The following is a 15,139-nucleotide window of genomic DNA, read 5'->3' on the forward strand; positions in this document are numbered from 1 at the left end:
AGCCTTTTTTTCACATGTCGCAGACCGCCTAGAAATCCGCTTTTCGAAAAGGAGGAAATGGATGTTCTTCTCATTAAAAAGCCGTTTGATCGCCTTTATCGTCGCACTCTTCGTCCTCTCTTTCGGCACGCTCTCCTTCCTGCTGTTTACGGAATCGCGCACCGTGATCCGCTCCTACATCGAATCCTCGGCCCTTGAAAAGATGGAGGAATACGGTTCCTACGTGGATATGGTCCAGATGCAGATTTATGACGTCGCTTCCCTGGTCTTTAACAGTGACACGGCCAAGAACTGGGATAACGCCATCGGCGATCCGCTGCTGCCCGAAGGGGAGAAAATGCTGGCCAATCTTGCGATGAGCCGATTTCTGACCCAAGCGACCAACAGCTACACCAGTATCTCCGACGTATCCATCTACCGGCGCAGCGGGCTTCGGGTCGGCGGCGAGAACCAAGTCGAAACCGACCCTGCCTTTTTGCGGGAATCGTGGTACACGAACTTCTTCGCGTCCGGAGACCGCTGGCTGCCAGCGCATACGGACCAGCATGAACGCGTCCGGGATCACGGCAATCCCGTCGTCAGCCTGCTGATGCCCATCGGGACCTTCCATCATGCCACGGCGCAAAACGTGATGAAGGTTAACGTCAGCGAGTCTTATTTTCTGGAGCCGCTCACCCGGATCCATTTGGCCAAGAACAGCACGATTTTTCTGTTGAACGAGCAGGGAAGCCCGATTCTATCCCAGCAGGCGCATGAACTCGGCGCCGGAGCCCTATCGGAGATCGATCGCATTCGAAACGGCCCGCTGAAATCGGGCGTCGTCTATCTGACCAACGATGAGGGGCAGCGGGACATTCTGGTTTACAAGAAACTGGGGCGCACCGGCTGGATGCTGGCCGGCCTGGCGCCGGAGAAGGAGCTGTACTCCTCTCTTCACAAGCTTCAGAGCACGATTCTGGTGGTCACGGTCGTTCTGATCCTGGTCTCCCTGTTTGCCGCCGCATGGCTCTCCTATGGCGTCACCAAGCCTTTAACGCGTCTGGTGCTGGCGATGAGGCAGGTGCAGCGCGGAGCCTTCGACCAGGCCGAGTCCGTTCTGCCTCCTGACAAAAACGTTAAGAACGAGGTCAGTTACGTCATCTCCACCTTCCGCTATATGATCAGCCGTCTCCGGCAGCATATCCAGAACGAATTCGAGCTGAAGCTGCTCCGCCAGCAGGCGGAATATAAAGCGCTGCTCATGCAGATCAATCCCCACTTCATGTTTAACACCCTGGAGCTGGTGAGCAGTCTTGCCATGCAGCGCCGGACGGACGATACCGTGCAGGTGATCGAGGACCTGGGCAAAATGATGCGCTTCTCCATGAATACCAGCGACGACCGGGTCCCCTTAACCGAAGAACTGGCTTATGTCCGCCACTATATCTCCATTCTGCAAACCCGCTTCGGGCATAAACTCGACATCTCCATCCACGAGGAAGGCCGGCTGGATTCGCTGGTGATGATCAAGTTCATTCTGCAGCCGCTGATCGAGAATGCGGTCAAATACAGCTTTCAGCGTCAAACCACGGCACAGGTGGACATCCAAATCAGCAGGCAGGACAACCGCCTGTTTCTCCGCGTCGCGGATAACGGTCCCGGCATGCCCTCCGAGATCATCCGCAAGCTCCAGGATCCCGCGGCGGCCTCCCAATTGGAGCCGATCCTCCGAAGCGAGAGCTGGCACATTGGACTCGGCAACGTAATTGCTCGCTGCCGCTTGCATTACGGCGACTTATTTGCCGTTCATATTCGGAACGGGAGCGAAGCCGGCACATGCATCGAACTGATTCTACCGGTACAGGAGGAATATCATGTACAACGTATTGATCGCAGATGACGAGATCGAGGTTCGCGAAGGGCTGAAGCTGAAAGTCGACTGGGAAAGCATGGGCTTTGCCATTTCGGGGGAGGCCGGGAACGGCCTGGAAGCTGAAGAGCTCTTGAAATCCCATTCGTATGACCTGCTCATTACCGACATGAACATGCCTGTCATGGACGGCGTCCAGCTGCTGGACGTTTGCCGGAGCCACAATCCGACTATCCAGATTATCATCATTACAGGATACGAGGATTTTCAATACGCCAGAGCGGGCGTCCGCAGCCAGGCCATGGACTACTTGTTGAAGCCCGTTGCCCGGGACGACCTGAAATCCGCCTTAAGCAAAATCAAACACGAATTGGATAAGAACCGCAAGGTACGGGACGACTCGGAAATGCTGCAGTGGCGGTTATCCCAGTATTACAAAGAAATGAAGGAACGCTTCCTGCTGGATCTCGTGCGCGGCAACCGCCTGCCCCCCGCCTCCATGCCGGAACGGATTCGACTGTTTCATTTGGAGGATTGGCAGGATGGCCGCGTATGCTTCATCACCGCGGGCATGAGGGAATCCGGCATGCAGAAAGCACCCGAAGGCCGAGCGCCGGAGCAGCTCCGCCTTCCGTTTCAAATGGTCTGCCATGAAATCGCCGAGTCTTATCCGGGCGGCGTTCAAGTGTTTCATGATGCAGCTCATCCCGGTATCATGCATTTCATTGCGCTTGACGGCATTCAGCATGCATTCGCGGATAAACTCGCCTCGCAGGCATCCTCGTATTTAACCGTGGAGGTGCAGGTAGGATTAGGGCTGCCCGTGTCGGGACTTGAGCGCTGGAAAGAGGGTTATATCCACTCCCTCCTGGCCTGGAATCTGGCAGGACGCCAGAACGGACCGGATCAGGCACCCGTAACCGACCAAAGTCCGTTGCTGCCGGACGAAACAAGCCGCGCGCTTCATCGCTGCCTGATCCGGGGCGAATTGGAATCCTTCCGCAGCATCATCCGGAGGGAGCTGGGCGAGTCATTCCGGCTATCGCCTGCCCGCTTGGTACGGAGCCTTTTTCAAATCACGCTGATTATGGAATCCGCCGCTTTCGACAACATACGGCATTCACGGGGAGCGGGGCCTTTATGGATTTCACCCGAATGGGTTTTATGGCTGGAGACCCCGGAGCAGGCGGAACGCCTGCTGATGCAGTGGGCACAGGATTTTGTTGACAACCTCCCAGAATCCGGAGACGGAGACGCTACCCTGATTGAATCCGCCAAGCGGTATATCGAGGAAAATTATATGCAGGAATTATCGCTGACCTCGCTGGCCGAGCAGTATAACTACCACCCTACCTACTTCTCGGAAATGTTCAAGGAAGGGGCTGGGGTCTCGTTCATCCAGTACGTTACGGAGGTTCGGATGAAACACGCCGTACGCCTGCTGCAGGAGACCCGATTGACGGTATGGGACATAGCCGAGCTGACGGGTTTCTCTTCACCCGGCTATTTCAGCTCCAAATTCAAAAAAATGTTCAATCAAAGCCCTTCCGAGTTCCGACTGTCGCAATCCGAAAAAATCGAACACGATGATCCGAAGAAATGAGATTCCGCCCTCTCTCCTCCCCCGGTATGATGTGTTTACCGGGCGCACCGACATACCGATTGTAAGCGCTTCAGGCCATCAGGTAACCGCTCATGCTCATTCATCCTGAAGGGAGGCACATTATGAGAAAGCTGTCCAAGCCCTTATACGGCCAGCAGAATAAGACAGCCTACTTGTTTCTTCTGCCTTGGCTCATCGGCTTCTTCTGTCTGACGCTGGGGCCGATGATCGCATCGCTGTACTTGTCCATGACCAAATTCAACCTGCTGTCATCGCCGACTTGGACGGGACTCAGCAACTATGTCCAGATTTTTACCGAAGACGATACGTTTCAACGATCCTTGTGGCTAACGTTCTACTATGTGTTCTTGTCCGTGCCGCTGAGACTTGCGTTCGCGCTGCTGATCGCCATGGCCTTGAACAAGGGCATCCGCGGACTCGGCATTTACCGGACCGTTTATTACATCCCCTCTCTATTGGGAGGCAGCGTTGCCATTGCCATCGTCTGGCGCCAAATCTTTGACGGCAGCGGGCTGGTCAATCAGTTCCTCGGCTGGTTCGGCATCACGGGCCCCTCGTGGATCGCCCACCCCGACTATGTGGTGTATACGATTATCACGCTGTCCGTCTGGCAGTTCGGATCGGCCATGGTCATCTTCCTTGCCGGTCTGAAACAGATTCCGACTGATTTATATGAAGCATCCGGCGTAGACGGTGCCGGAAAGATCCGTCAATTCTTCGGCATCACGCTGCCGATGCTGTCACCCGTTATCTTTTTCAATCTGATCATGAGCATGATCAATTCGTTCCAAGCCTTCACGCCGGCCTACGTCATCGGAGACGGGCGGGGAGGACCGCTCGACGCCACGATGTTCTACACCTTGTACCTGTATCTGAAAGGCTTCTCGTTCTTCGATATGGGTTATGCCTCGGCACTGGCATGGATCATGCTGGTCATCATCGGGGTGTTCACCGGGATCGTTTTTCTTACATCAAAATTCTGGGTCTTCTACGGGGATAACCAGGAAGGGAGGTAATGGATATGCCGCTTAAGCGACAACTGGTTCAAGCCGGGAGGCATGCCGCCATTATCCTCCTCGGCCTGCTCATGCTGTATCCGGTGCTGTGGCTCGTCTTCAGCTCGTTTAAACCGAATCATCTTATCTTCACCAACAGCAGCCTCATTCCGACTGCCTTCACGCTGGATCATTACGTGAACGGCTGGAGCGGGCTCCAGGGCATTTCCTTCGGCCGATTCTTCGGCAACTCCGTGCTGATCTCGGTCATGAGCGTCATCGGGAACATCGTCTCCTGTTCCCTGGCAGCCTACGCCTTCTCCCGATTGAAGTTCAAATTCAAAGGCCTGTGGTTCAGCATCATGCTGGTGACGATTATGCTGCCTTACCACGTAACGCTCGTGCCTCAATACATTCTGTATAACGAGCTTCATTGGATCAATACGTATTTCCCGCTCATCCTGCCCAAATGGCTGGCGCATGACTCTTTCTTCATTCTGCTGATGGTTCAGTTCATCCGCGGCATTCCGCGGGAGCTGGACGAGAGCGCGACCATCGACGGCTGCGGACAATCGCAGATCTTCTTCCGCATCGTGGTGCCGCTTCTCGTCCCTGCGCTGATTACGACGGCCATCTTCACCTTCATCTGGAGTTGGGACGACTTCTTCAGCCAGATGATTTATTTAAGCAAGATTGATTTGTTCACTGTACAGCTTGGGATCCGATCCCTGTTCGATCCCTCGGGGCAATCGGATTGGGGGGCGCTGCTCGCCATGTCCACGCTGTCGCTGCTGCCTGTGACGATCATTTTTCTGGTGTTTCAACGGTATTTTCTCGAAGGCATTGCCACGACCGGCCTGAAGTAGCCTCAGAAGCTGCCTGCCGACGTGCGAGGGCGTGCTGCAAATGAACCAATTATGATTAGACTGGGGGATTATCCATGTTGAAGAAATGTTTCGTTGGCATGTTGGCTTCGCTCCTATTATTCGTCACCGCCTGTTCCGGAACGGATCACACGGGAGAAGGCGGGAATGCGGACGCAGGGGCCGAGCCGAGCGGCCAAGTTGAGCTGCGCATGATGTGGTGGGGCGACCAGAAACGGGCCGATATTACGAACGAAGCCCTGAAGGTGTTCCAGAACAAACATCCGAACATCAAAATCGTCGGCGAATTCTCGCCTTCCTCCGGATATTTCGATAAGCTGAACACCCAGCTCGCTTCCGGCACCGCGCCGGATATCTTCTTCCTGGGCGGAAACGTCGTGGACTATGCCAAAAAAGATGTGCTGCTGAACCTGGATCCGTATGTCGGCAGCGAACTGAAGCTGGACGGCATGGATGCCACCATGGTGGAATACGGCCGCCTGGATGGGAAGCTTCAGCATATTTCGGCCGGCGCAAACGCCCGGGGAATCGTCATCAACAAGGCACTGTTCGAAAAGGCAGGCATTCCTCTGCCGGAGCAGGATTGGGATTGGGAGGACTTTGCCGCCATCAGCAAAGAATTGTCCGATAAGCTTGGCGACGGCGTATACGGTACCTATAATTTCACCGTCGACGGAATGGATATCTTTCTGAAGCAGCGCGGAAAACAGCTGTATGATATGGAGAACGGAAAGCTCGGCTTCGCGAAGGAAGACATTCAGGAATGGTTCGAGTATTGGGAACAGGCTTCGAAGGCCGGCGTTGTCGTTACGCCTGAACTTCAGGTGTCCAATCCGCACGATGATACCAGCAAATCCTTGTTGATTACGGGTAAAGCCGCCATGAGCCTCCTCCCTTCCAATCAGTTGGCCGCATTCCAGAGCCTGACGGAAGATCCGCTCATCCTCCATCCGGTACCTAGAGGTCCGAAGGGTACGGGCGTGGTATTCGAGTCCAGCCAAGGACTATCCGGATATGCCAACACCAAGCATCCGAAGGAAGTCGCCACGCTCATGGACTTCTGGATCAACGATCCCGAAGCGGCCAAAATCCTCGGCAACGACCGCGGCGTGCCGGTGACGGAAGCCAACCGCAACCTTCTCCAGGAGGAAGCGGGTCCTGTGGAAGAGATTGTGTACAATTATACGAGCCTCGTATCGGAAGCCACGAAGACCGAGCCTTTTGACGTGAGTTATAATCCGCCGGGATTCGCCGAGTTCTCCAAGCTGGCCCAGACGACGACCCAGGAGATCGGTTTCGGCCGGAAAAACGTCGAGCAGGCCGTTGCGGACTTCTACAACGGCACCGTGCGCATATTTGAATCGAATCAATAACAAAGCTTTCAAGGAGGCGGACATGACAGAAGCTATGCTGGACCGGCTGCGGCGGATTTCGATACCGGATCGGGTGCAGCCGGGCAAACCGGAAGACCGGAGGCTGCTGCAGGAGTGGCAGGCGACAGGCGTCCGATTCGCGGCATCGGGAGGACGGCTGGAAACGGCTTATTATACCGCGCTGGAGAAGCTGCTGGCCTGCATCGTGCCGATGAACGGCACCGATCCGATTCTGCAGGAGGGCGGTATCTATCTCGGCTGCTGGCTGGAGAGCACCGGCACCATCAACGCGGAACTGCTATCGCGACTGATCCCTTCGGTCTCGGAAACAACCTACCTCGCCTTTGCCGATCAGCAAAGAGAGGATGGGCTGCTCCCTTATAAACTGACGGAGAAGGGCCCTTCATTCCGCCAGATCCAGCTCGTCACGCCGCTGGCGCGCTGCGTCTGGAACCACTATGAGCTTCATGGAAGGGGTCTCTCCTTCCTGAAGACCATGTACCAAGCCATGTCGCGTTACGACGATTGGATCGCGCGTTACCGCAACACCCGGGGGACCGGCTGCGTGGAGGCTTTCAGTACCTTTGATACCGGGCATGATCTGTCGCCCAGGTTCTGGCATGTTCCGGACACACCTTATAGGAACGATGCCGCAGCCTTCCACCCGGACTCCCCGGTTCTGCCCTTCCTGGCACCGGATTTGACGGCCAACATCTACTGCCAGCGCATGTATTTGGCCCGCATGGCCGAAGAGCTCGGCGAATCCGGAGCCGATTGGAGGACCAAAGCCGAAGCCAGCCTGGACAGCCTCTTCCGTTACTGTTATGACGAAGACGATCAATTCTTCTATGACCGGGATCGGAACGACGAGCTGGTCCGGGTCCAATCCGACGTGCTGCTGCGCGTGATGGCCTGCGAGGTGGGCGACGACGAGCTGTTTGGCAACATGCTGCGGCGGTATTTGCTGAATACCGGCAAATTTTTCGCCAAATATCCGTTTACGTCCATGGCGATGGACGATCCGCGGTTCGATCCGTCCTCCTCTTATAACAGCTGGGGCGGGCCGTCCAATTTCCTGAGCTTGATCCGGGCGCCGCATGCCTTTGAACATCACCACCGCTATGTCGAGCTGACCTGGGTGCTGCAGCCGATTCTGTCCGCCTTGTCCAAGGCGAAGCGCTTCCCGCAAACCTTGAGCCCTTGGACAGGTGCAGAGGGCTTTACCGAGGCGTATTCCCCCTCCATTCTGTGCCTGCTGGATTACGTGGAACGGCTCTGCGGCATCATGCCGATCGGATCGGATCGCCTGTGGTTTACGGGATTGCTTCCGGTCGATATGGACCATGGGGAAGAAGTCGCCGGCAACACGGCCTATAGCCGAACCGTGAACGGGCTGCACTACGAACTGGTGAATACCCCGGACAACGTCACCGTATACCGGGAAGGCCGCGTTCATATTCAAGGGCCCGCCGGGATTCGGCTGGTCACGGACCGCAGCGGACAATTGGATGGCGTGATCGGCATGAGCGCGCGAACCATTGAAGGCGAGCTCCGCTATCAAGGCACATCCATTCCGATCCGGATCAAAGGCAATGAAATGCAGCAGTATTCAGACGGAGATTTGAAGACGGAGAGGGATATCGGCATCATCTATCCTAGCTATCGTTAATTGAAGGAGGTGAACGCTTAAGCGTGAAAATTGCAGACATTCAGCTTCGGGACCCCTACGTACTGCCTGACCCGACACAGCGAATATACTACATGTACGGCAGCACCGACAAAAATATATGGAAGGAAGGAAACGGCTTCGATGTCTATATCAGTCGGGATCTAATCGATTGGGAAGGCCCTTATCCGGTCTTTCGCAAACCGGACGATTTCTTCGCGGACGTGAACTTCTGGGCGCCCGAGGTCTACTATTACCATGGGCGTTACATCATGTTTGCCACCTTCCGCCGAAAAGATAACGATCTGCTGGGCATTGCGGTGCTGTCGGCTGAGCAGCCGACAGGGCCCTTCTCCCTCTATAGCGATGGGCCCGTGACCCCTGTCGACTGGAGTTCCCTGGATGGTACGCTGCATATCGACGAAACGGACCGGCGGTGGATGGTGTTCTGCCACGAGTGGCAGCAGGTCGGCGACGGCGAGATTTGCGCCATGCGCCTGAGTCCCGATCTCACGGAGGCCGCCTCGGAGCCCGTGACCCTGTTCCGAGCCTCTGAAGCCGCTTGGGCCACGCCGTTCCACTCGCCCCGCTTTCCCGGATCGGGCAATTATGTGACGGACGGCCCGTTTCTTTTTCGGACAACATCGGGGAGTCTGCTCCTATTATGGGCCAGCTTTGTGGATGGCCGATACGCGCTCGGCGTTGCCAAGTCGCCAACCGGCAAGCTGACGGGTCCCTGGCTTCAAGAGCCCGAACCCTTATATTCCAGCGACGGCGGGCACGGCATGGTGTTCCGTACCTGGAACGGCCAGCTGATGCTGACCGTGCATACCCCGAACCGCACGCCGGATGAACGGCCGATCTTCATCCCCGTCGCGGAAGATGGTGATAGCATCAAGGTGGATAGGATGTATCGGACAACACGTATGCCCAAGTAAAATCCCTATACAAAAAGGCCGCTCTCCATGAAGATGGCAGAGCGGTCTTTTAATAGTTTTTTTGCATTCCTAAGCTAAGCTATGCTTTGCTTTGATTTGCAGTACAAACAAAAGGAAGCCGTACGCATACGGCCTCCCTCTACTCATTTATTACAGCTTCACGATTTTACCGGTCTCTTGGGATTCGAATGCACCCAGGATCACGTTCAAAGAACGAAGTCCTTCCTCACCGGAAATGCTAGGCGGCGTGTTCGTGAGAATGGATTCGACGAAAGCGTCGATGACGCCGCTCGGTACCTGTTTCTCATTGGTTGCCATGGCGCCTACCTTGTAGGTCTCCACCGTACCGTCTGTCAGCTCTACAACCACCTCGTCGCCGTTAACGGTACCGATCTTCATGGCACCTTTCTCGCACCACAATACCGTTCCGTTATCGCCGGATCTGTAATGCGTCCAGCTTGCCATCAGCGTGCCCACGGCCCCGCTCTTCATGCGAACGATGCACGTCGCGTTGTCGTCTACATCGGTTCCTTCTTTATGGACCGTTCCGATAAAACCTGCCACTTCCACGATCTCATCGTTCAGCAGGTAACGGATAAAGTCGGATTTGTGCACGCCGAGATCGCCCATGGCGCCCATAATCGCTTCTTCCTTGCGGAAGAACCAGCTGTCGCGTCCATCCAGGCTCCAGCTCTCCGGACCGCCGTGGCCGAAGGAAGTACGGAAGGTAAGCACTTTGCCGAGCTTGCCGGAATCCAGAATCTCCTTCGCTTTTACGTGCGGTGGCATGAGGCGTTGATTGTGGCCTACCATCATGTACACCCCGTTCTTGCGGGCGGCCTCGATCATTTGCTCTCCTTCTTCAGCCGTCGTAGCCATCGGCTTCTCCACCAGCACATGAAGGCCGGCATTCGCAGCCGCGATGCTCATCGGAGCATGCAGATAGTTCGGCGTACATACGCTAACGGCGTCCAGCTTCTCGTTCTTCAGCAGTTCTTGGTAGTCTGCGTAGGCTTTACCGCCATACTGGGCTGCCATCTCTTCGGCGCGTTCCTTCACCGGATCGGCAAAAGCAACCAGCTCCACGTTAGCATTGTTCGCGTATTCAGGAATATGTCTGCGCTGGGCGATCGCGCCGCAGCCAAACACTGCCACTTTAATTTTGCTCATTGAAAGTCTCCTTTTTTTGCTTATAGATTAAAATTGGTTCAGGTAGTTCTGCTTCAGCCAGTTCATGCTGTTCTCCACGCTTTGCAGCGGCGGATTCTGACATACGTCCTGCTCCACGATCAGCCATTCCGTGCCTGCATCGGATGCAGCCTGAATGACGCCCGGCAGATTAACCGAGCCTTGGCTCAGCTCCAGCGTCTTCATATTGCCTTCCGCATCCTTGCTGAAGTCTTTCAGGTGAAGCAGCGGAAGACGTCCGGCGTATTTCGGAATGTAAGTGAGCGGATCTTGTCCGGCGAATTGTACCCAGCATACGTCCATCTCCACTTGCACGGCTTCCGGCGTCGTTGCGGAATACATCGCATCAAAAACGAACTGGCCATCAACCTCGGCTTCGAATTCGAATGCATGGTTATGGTATCCAAAGATCAGTCCCTGCTTGCGGGCTTCGGCCCCTACTTCCTCCAGGAAGGAGAAGAGGTTCTTCCAATCCTCGGCATCTTTACGATCTTCTTCGGCCACGTATGGACACATCATATATTTAGCGCCAATGGTTTTCAGGTAATCAATTTCCTTCTGCAGGTCTGCTCGAAGCAGATGCAGGCCCACGTGACTGCCGATCGCTTTCAGGCCAAGCTCTTGAAGAAGCGTTTTCATTTCCTCGGCCGGAATGTCTCCATAACCTGCGAACTCCACGCCTTCATAACCCAATTCAGCAACTTTGCGTAGCGTACCGCGGAAATCCTGTGCCGTTTCATCGCGCAGCGTATACATTTGCAAACCAATGTTCATTCTTCTCATTATAGCGCACCTCGATTCCAAAAATGAGTTACTGCTCTATCTGCTACTATCATACATGCAAATAGGCTAAAATGAACATAAACAATATTGCTGCAACATGAACTATCTGCTTATATTTTTACTGGGGGTTGTTACCATTATGGAAGCTAGGCTGCTCATCTGCGACTATTCCTATCACTTTCAGCAATTCAGCAACAGCCATCGGGGCGGCTTGACGACCTATCTGTTCCGACTTCAAACCGAAGGCTCCTGCGAAATCTATTGCAACGGCATCGAGCACCACGTACAGGCAGGCGACCTGCTGCTGCTGAAGCCAGGCGATGAATACGAGCTGCGGGTGAAGGAAGACGGCGAAGATGGCCGCGTGTCCAGCGGGGATTATTTTATATTCTGCGACGGCTCCTGGATTGATGATTGGTGGAACCGCATCCCCCGCCCTGTCGTCAGTCACGTCGGGCTCGACGATTATTTGCTCGGTCTGTGGAGACAGATGCTGCTGGAGAAGCGGCGCGGCCTTGAAGGGGAAATCGGGGAACTGACCGACTACCTGCTGCGCAGTCTCTGCCTCTGCCTGGACCGCGCCATCACCGAGATCAAGCCGACCGATCGCCTTGCCTTCACCGCCCTGCGGCTGAAGCGATTCGTGGAGGAGCACGCCACCCTAACCTTCAAGCTGGAGGAGGCTGCTTCCCATGTCGGGCTTAGCTTATCCCGGGCGGTTAAACTGTTCAAGGAGTATTACGGAAAAACCATGATCCAGTACGCCCTCGAGATCAGGCTGAACGCAGCCGTAGAGCGCATCAAATACAGCACGATGACGCTGGAGGAAATCGCGGAAACCTGCGGCTTCGCAAGCTACTCTTATTTTCACCGGGTATTCCGGGCCAACTATGGCGTGTCCCCGGTGAAATTCCGGGAAACGGCAACGGTGCCGGCAAGGCCGGGGCAGGAGAAAAGCCCCCGCTAATTTTTTTCTACTATAATATAAAGAAGCAGCCATGCTCCTCCTCAAAGGCAGGGGCTAGGCTGCTTTGTACTTTAGTAACTCGAAATATTCTCCAAAATGCCATTATAGAAGTAGAGATAATGGTCTGAGCCATACGAGGATTCATAGACCCACATGTCGGTCGTTCCCCATGAATAGATATCTTCATAGTGACGATCATATAATCCCCATGACAGATAAACCATCTCGGTCGTCATTCCTGTGCTGATTACGGATTCCCTGATTTTTTTCCAATATTTCTCCGGAAAATTAAATTGCTTATACGGACTAGTTGTCATGAAGCCGGATTCAAAATCGTAGGCATCCAGTTCGGCATAATAGGTCCTGCCGTTATGTGTAAAATAAACGTTCAACCAATCGCCAAGAACGCCGTCGCGTTTGATCTTGGTTATTTTCACCTGGGCCAGATTGCCGACGCCGTTTGCTATGCTTCCCTGGGCATTATTGATTAGCATGTTGTGCTTAAAAATCCACGCTGTCTTTCCAATATATTTATGATGCGATTCGTAAAGATCGTTTACCGGCACTGTGACTTTATGTGTTTCGCTTTGGAGCGTCACGTTCTTCAAGTAGTCATGCAGCAAATCATAATCTGCCGAAACTTTGATTTTGAAGGCATCTTTCAGCAGCTGGACCGGAATCATGAGTTTGCCCTCGACCAACTGGACAGGCGCAGTATAAGACGTGGCAACGCCGTTGATTTTCACGTATTTCGAATTCTTTTTTGCCACCACCTTCATCGTACCCTTCCAGATGGAAACTTGCCCGGTTTTGTTATTCATTTCAAAATTGATATCCAATGCCTTGGTTACAGCTGCCGCCGGAACCATCGTGTTATTCTTGAGAATCACGCCCTCTTCTTTTAGCTTTGAAGCTGTGATGTTCCCCGAGCTTGCTGCGGTGCCAACCCCCGGCAAACTGCACAGGGCAACCAAGAAAACCAGAAAAAACAACATCTTTCTCACAGAATAATCCTCCAGTATATGTATAATCTTTCCTCCAAGATGAATCCGGAATATTATAACATGTTTCGACAACATATATAGGTAATTTGAACCAAATTAAAATAGCCCCGGTTTCCCGGAGCCAGCTATTCCTATATCCGAACCCTCATATCTTCATTCATAGCATCGCAGCCCCAGCGGCGGCAAAGACCAGCGCGAAATAAACGCCGACCCCTATCAGATGATTGCGATTCCACTCCCGCGGCTTGATCTCGATAATGTACGGGAGCAGCCACAGGAAGCTGGCGACAAACCATGCAGCGGAGGCCAATCCGATAAACAGCAGTTTCTTTCCTTGCTCGTATTGGAAGACAGGGTCCATCCCGTTAAAACGGATCAGGGAGCCGCTGGTCAAGGTACCGGAATAAGCCAAAACCATGAACACGGCCACGATCAAAAGCGTGCCGATGGCCTTGAGACCGTCCGAAGTCAGGAAATTCGGCCGTCTCCCCTTCTTTCCGGAAAAGCCGATCAAAAAGAATACAAACCCGACCAAAATGGCCACACCTGCTCCTGAAGCGACAACGCCCCCCGAAACGGCTGCCGCCAAAGCTAGAATCGGAATCATCATGTTCTCTTCCACTCACTCTCGTACCTGCTGAACCATGCGGTCTTAGCATAAAATTGTTGAACTCTTGATCCAACACGCTTTCGATGAACAGGAACCGATGTAACAAACGTCCCGTTTCAGAAACAGGCATCTTGAAACCAGATAGGGACATTCCAAATTATAGCATAGAGCTCCTGTATCCCGGGCTTACTTTATAGCTTATCGTCACCAGCAGGGATGGAGGCGATAAGCCGTGTGCCTGGATAATAATGACAGGTTACTCCAGAGAATTGGTTAGACCGCTGCCCTTAAAAATATCAAATCCGAGTTCCTGAAGAACCTTCACGGCATCTTCAACAGGCAGTTTGGGGAGATGAAACTCCTGATCGATGACCTCTCGCAGCTCGCTGAGCCCGGATAGAATCCGCTTTTCCACCTTCCCGTCTGCATACCGGATACTCAGCACATTGTCGACCAGGGACAGCGAGCGCTGCTGATCCAATTGCCACAGCTGGCAGCGTAATGTAGAGGTGAAGAGATCATTAGGCTTGAAGTACTCTCTTATGGCAGGTTGGAAGTCATCGAATTGATACGTTTCCCTCGTATCGAATGACCAAACCAACTCTGTCAGCAGTCGGCCATCTACATACCGATAATAAGTATACGTTCCCGGTTCATCCCCCGAACGCAACCTCACTTCGATTCCAGCATACTCGGAAACTCGATCTGAATCGGTCTCCAAACGAACGGGTTCGAAAAAAGGTGCGGAGTTTCCACAATCCACGTACACTTCTTCGCTTTCGTTGGGCAGACGAACAAGCAATCCGACATGCCCTCCGCCCAGCAACGTATAACGGGTTTGGAAACCAAGCCGGTTCAACAGCTGATGGAGACTGCTGTTAATCATATAACAAGTGCCTCCCGCATTCAGCTGCCACAGCTGATCTACGAATCTCTTCTCATCCTGCTCCAATCTTCCTTTTTGATGATATTCTCGATACTGCAGCAACGTGGTAACGTTCTCGAACGGTACACGCTGATGATGTGCGGTGCAAATTTCAGTTAAATATTCCAATGAAGCTTCCCTTATCGGGACTTGAATATATTGCAAATAGTTATTTGCCCACTGAGGCAGTTGTCCTTGATTCTGCACAAAGTTCACGCTCCCTTTCTTCTGATGTAAGGTATGCTCTTTATTTTAAAGATTCTATATATCATTACGTCATACCAATGACTGCACGATTTATACAAAAATGGTCTTACCTATAGGTAAGACCAT

Annotated in this window: 13 protein-coding genes; 8 read left to right on the forward strand and 5 right to left on the reverse strand. The window is 53.6% G+C overall.

Annotated elements, in window-relative coordinates; all coding sequences use genetic code 11:
- Positions 1-61 precede the first annotated feature (61 nt).
- The 7 genes from RB298_RS26230 (at position 62) to RB298_RS26260 (ending at position 9,329) form a co-directional block, all read left to right on the forward strand.
- The gene (locus RB298_RS26230; RefSeq protein ID WP_486049282.1) at positions 62-1,879 is read left to right on the forward strand and encodes a cache domain-containing sensor histidine kinase; all 1,818 of its coding nucleotides are present in this window, start codon (positions 62-64) and stop codon (positions 1,877-1,879) included.
- Entirely contained in the window at positions 1,854-3,452 is a 1,599-nt protein-coding gene (locus RB298_RS26235; protein WP_486049284.1) for a response regulator, read from the forward strand. The genes RB298_RS26230 and RB298_RS26235 overlap by 26 nt, the downstream gene beginning before the upstream one ends.
- A gap of 122 nt (positions 3,453-3,574) precedes the next feature.
- A complete protein-coding gene (locus RB298_RS26240; RefSeq protein ID WP_009595490.1) occupies positions 3,575-4,489 on the forward strand; it encodes a carbohydrate ABC transporter permease in 915 nt (304 codons plus the stop codon).
- A 5-nt stretch (positions 4,490-4,494) separates the two neighbouring features.
- The gene (locus tag RB298_RS26245; RefSeq protein WP_012818681.1) at positions 4,495-5,334 is read left to right on the forward strand and encodes a carbohydrate ABC transporter permease; all 840 of its coding nucleotides are present in this window, start codon (positions 4,495-4,497) and stop codon (positions 5,332-5,334) included.
- Positions 5,335-5,408: 74 nt separating this feature from the next.
- Positions 5,409-6,725: an ABC transporter substrate-binding protein gene (locus RB298_RS26250; RefSeq protein WP_486049286.1), complete on the forward strand. Its 1,317-nt coding sequence runs from the start codon at positions 5,409-5,411 to the stop codon at positions 6,723-6,725.
- 22 nt (positions 6,726-6,747) lie between these two features.
- On the forward strand, positions 6,748-8,394 hold the full coding sequence (locus tag RB298_RS26255) for an MGH1-like glycoside hydrolase domain-containing protein (RefSeq protein WP_096774759.1): 1,647 nt from the start codon (positions 6,748-6,750) through the stop codon (positions 8,392-8,394).
- Positions 8,395-8,417: 23 nt separating this feature from the next.
- Complete coding sequence (locus tag RB298_RS26260) at positions 8,418-9,329, forward strand: glycoside hydrolase family 43 protein (RefSeq protein ID WP_486049288.1); 912 nt, start codon at positions 8,418-8,420, stop codon at positions 9,327-9,329.
- 150 nt (positions 9,330-9,479) lie between these two features.
- Here the strand turns inward: RB298_RS26260 and RB298_RS26265 are convergent, their stop codons facing one another.
- Positions 9,480-10,499 (reverse strand): Gfo/Idh/MocA family protein, encoded by a 1,020-nt coding sequence (locus RB298_RS26265; RefSeq protein WP_486049290.1) that lies wholly within the window; start codon positions 10,497-10,499, stop codon positions 9,480-9,482.
- 27 nt (positions 10,500-10,526) lie between these two features.
- A complete protein-coding gene (locus tag RB298_RS26270) occupies positions 10,527-11,300 on the reverse strand; it encodes a sugar phosphate isomerase/epimerase family protein (protein WP_012818676.1) in 774 nt (257 codons plus the stop codon).
- A gap of 139 nt (positions 11,301-11,439) precedes the next feature.
- Between RB298_RS26270 and RB298_RS26275 the strand changes: the two genes are divergently transcribed.
- Complete coding sequence (locus tag RB298_RS26275) at positions 11,440-12,267, forward strand: helix-turn-helix domain-containing protein (protein WP_071222296.1); 828 nt, start codon at positions 11,440-11,442, stop codon at positions 12,265-12,267.
- Positions 12,268-12,338: 71 nt separating this feature from the next.
- Here the strand turns inward: RB298_RS26275 and RB298_RS26280 are convergent, their stop codons facing one another.
- The 3 genes from RB298_RS26280 to RB298_RS26290 all read right to left on the reverse strand — a co-directional run bounded on the left by RB298_RS26280 (position 12,339) and on the right by RB298_RS26290 (position 15,013).
- Entirely contained in the window at positions 12,339-13,262 is a 924-nt protein-coding gene (locus tag RB298_RS26280) for a copper amine oxidase N-terminal domain-containing protein (RefSeq protein ID WP_486049336.1), read from the reverse strand.
- Positions 13,263-13,428: 166 nt separating this feature from the next.
- The gene (locus tag RB298_RS26285) at positions 13,429-13,893 is read right to left on the reverse strand and encodes a hypothetical protein (protein ID WP_255250545.1); all 465 of its coding nucleotides are present in this window, start codon (positions 13,891-13,893) and stop codon (positions 13,429-13,431) included.
- Between the two features lie 244 nt (positions 13,894-14,137).
- Positions 14,138-15,013 (reverse strand): arylamine N-acetyltransferase, encoded by an 876-nt coding sequence (locus RB298_RS26290; RefSeq protein ID WP_176502462.1) that lies wholly within the window; start codon positions 15,011-15,013, stop codon positions 14,138-14,140.
- Between the last annotated feature and the right edge of the window lie 126 nt (positions 15,014-15,139).

It is taken from the genome of Priestia sp. BR_2, assembly GCF_041954005.1.
Lineage (GTDB): Bacteria > Bacillota > Bacilli > Paenibacillales > Paenibacillaceae > Paenibacillus_AQ > Paenibacillus_AQ lautus_A.

Coding starts and splice junctions, on each gene's coding strand:
- RB298_RS26235 (WP_486049284.1), top strand. CDS start 1,854: ATGTACAACGTATTGATCGCAGATGACGAGATCGAGGTTCGCGAAGGG.
- RB298_RS26245 (WP_012818681.1), top strand. CDS start 4,495: ATGCCGCTTAAGCGACAACTGGTTCAAGCCGGGAGGCATGCCGCCATT.
- RB298_RS26265 (WP_486049290.1), bottom strand. CDS start 10,499: ATGAGCAAAATTAAAGTGGCAGTGTTTGGCTGCGGCGCGATCGCCCAG.
- RB298_RS26250 (WP_486049286.1), top strand. CDS start 5,409: ATGTTGAAGAAATGTTTCGTTGGCATGTTGGCTTCGCTCCTATTATTC.
- RB298_RS26270 (WP_012818676.1), bottom strand. CDS start 11,300: ATGAGAAGAATGAACATTGGTTTGCAAATGTATACGCTGCGCGATGAA.
- RB298_RS26280 (WP_486049336.1), bottom strand. CDS start 13,262: ATGTTGTTTTTTCTGGTTTTCTTGGTTGCCCTGTGCAGTTTGCCGGGG.
- RB298_RS26255 (WP_096774759.1), top strand. CDS start 6,748: ATGACAGAAGCTATGCTGGACCGGCTGCGGCGGATTTCGATACCGGAT.
- RB298_RS26240 (WP_009595490.1), top strand. CDS start 3,575: ATGAGAAAGCTGTCCAAGCCCTTATACGGCCAGCAGAATAAGACAGCC.
- RB298_RS26275 (WP_071222296.1), top strand. CDS start 11,440: ATGGAAGCTAGGCTGCTCATCTGCGACTATTCCTATCACTTTCAGCAA.
- RB298_RS26230 (WP_486049282.1), top strand. CDS start 62: ATGTTCTTCTCATTAAAAAGCCGTTTGATCGCCTTTATCGTCGCACTC.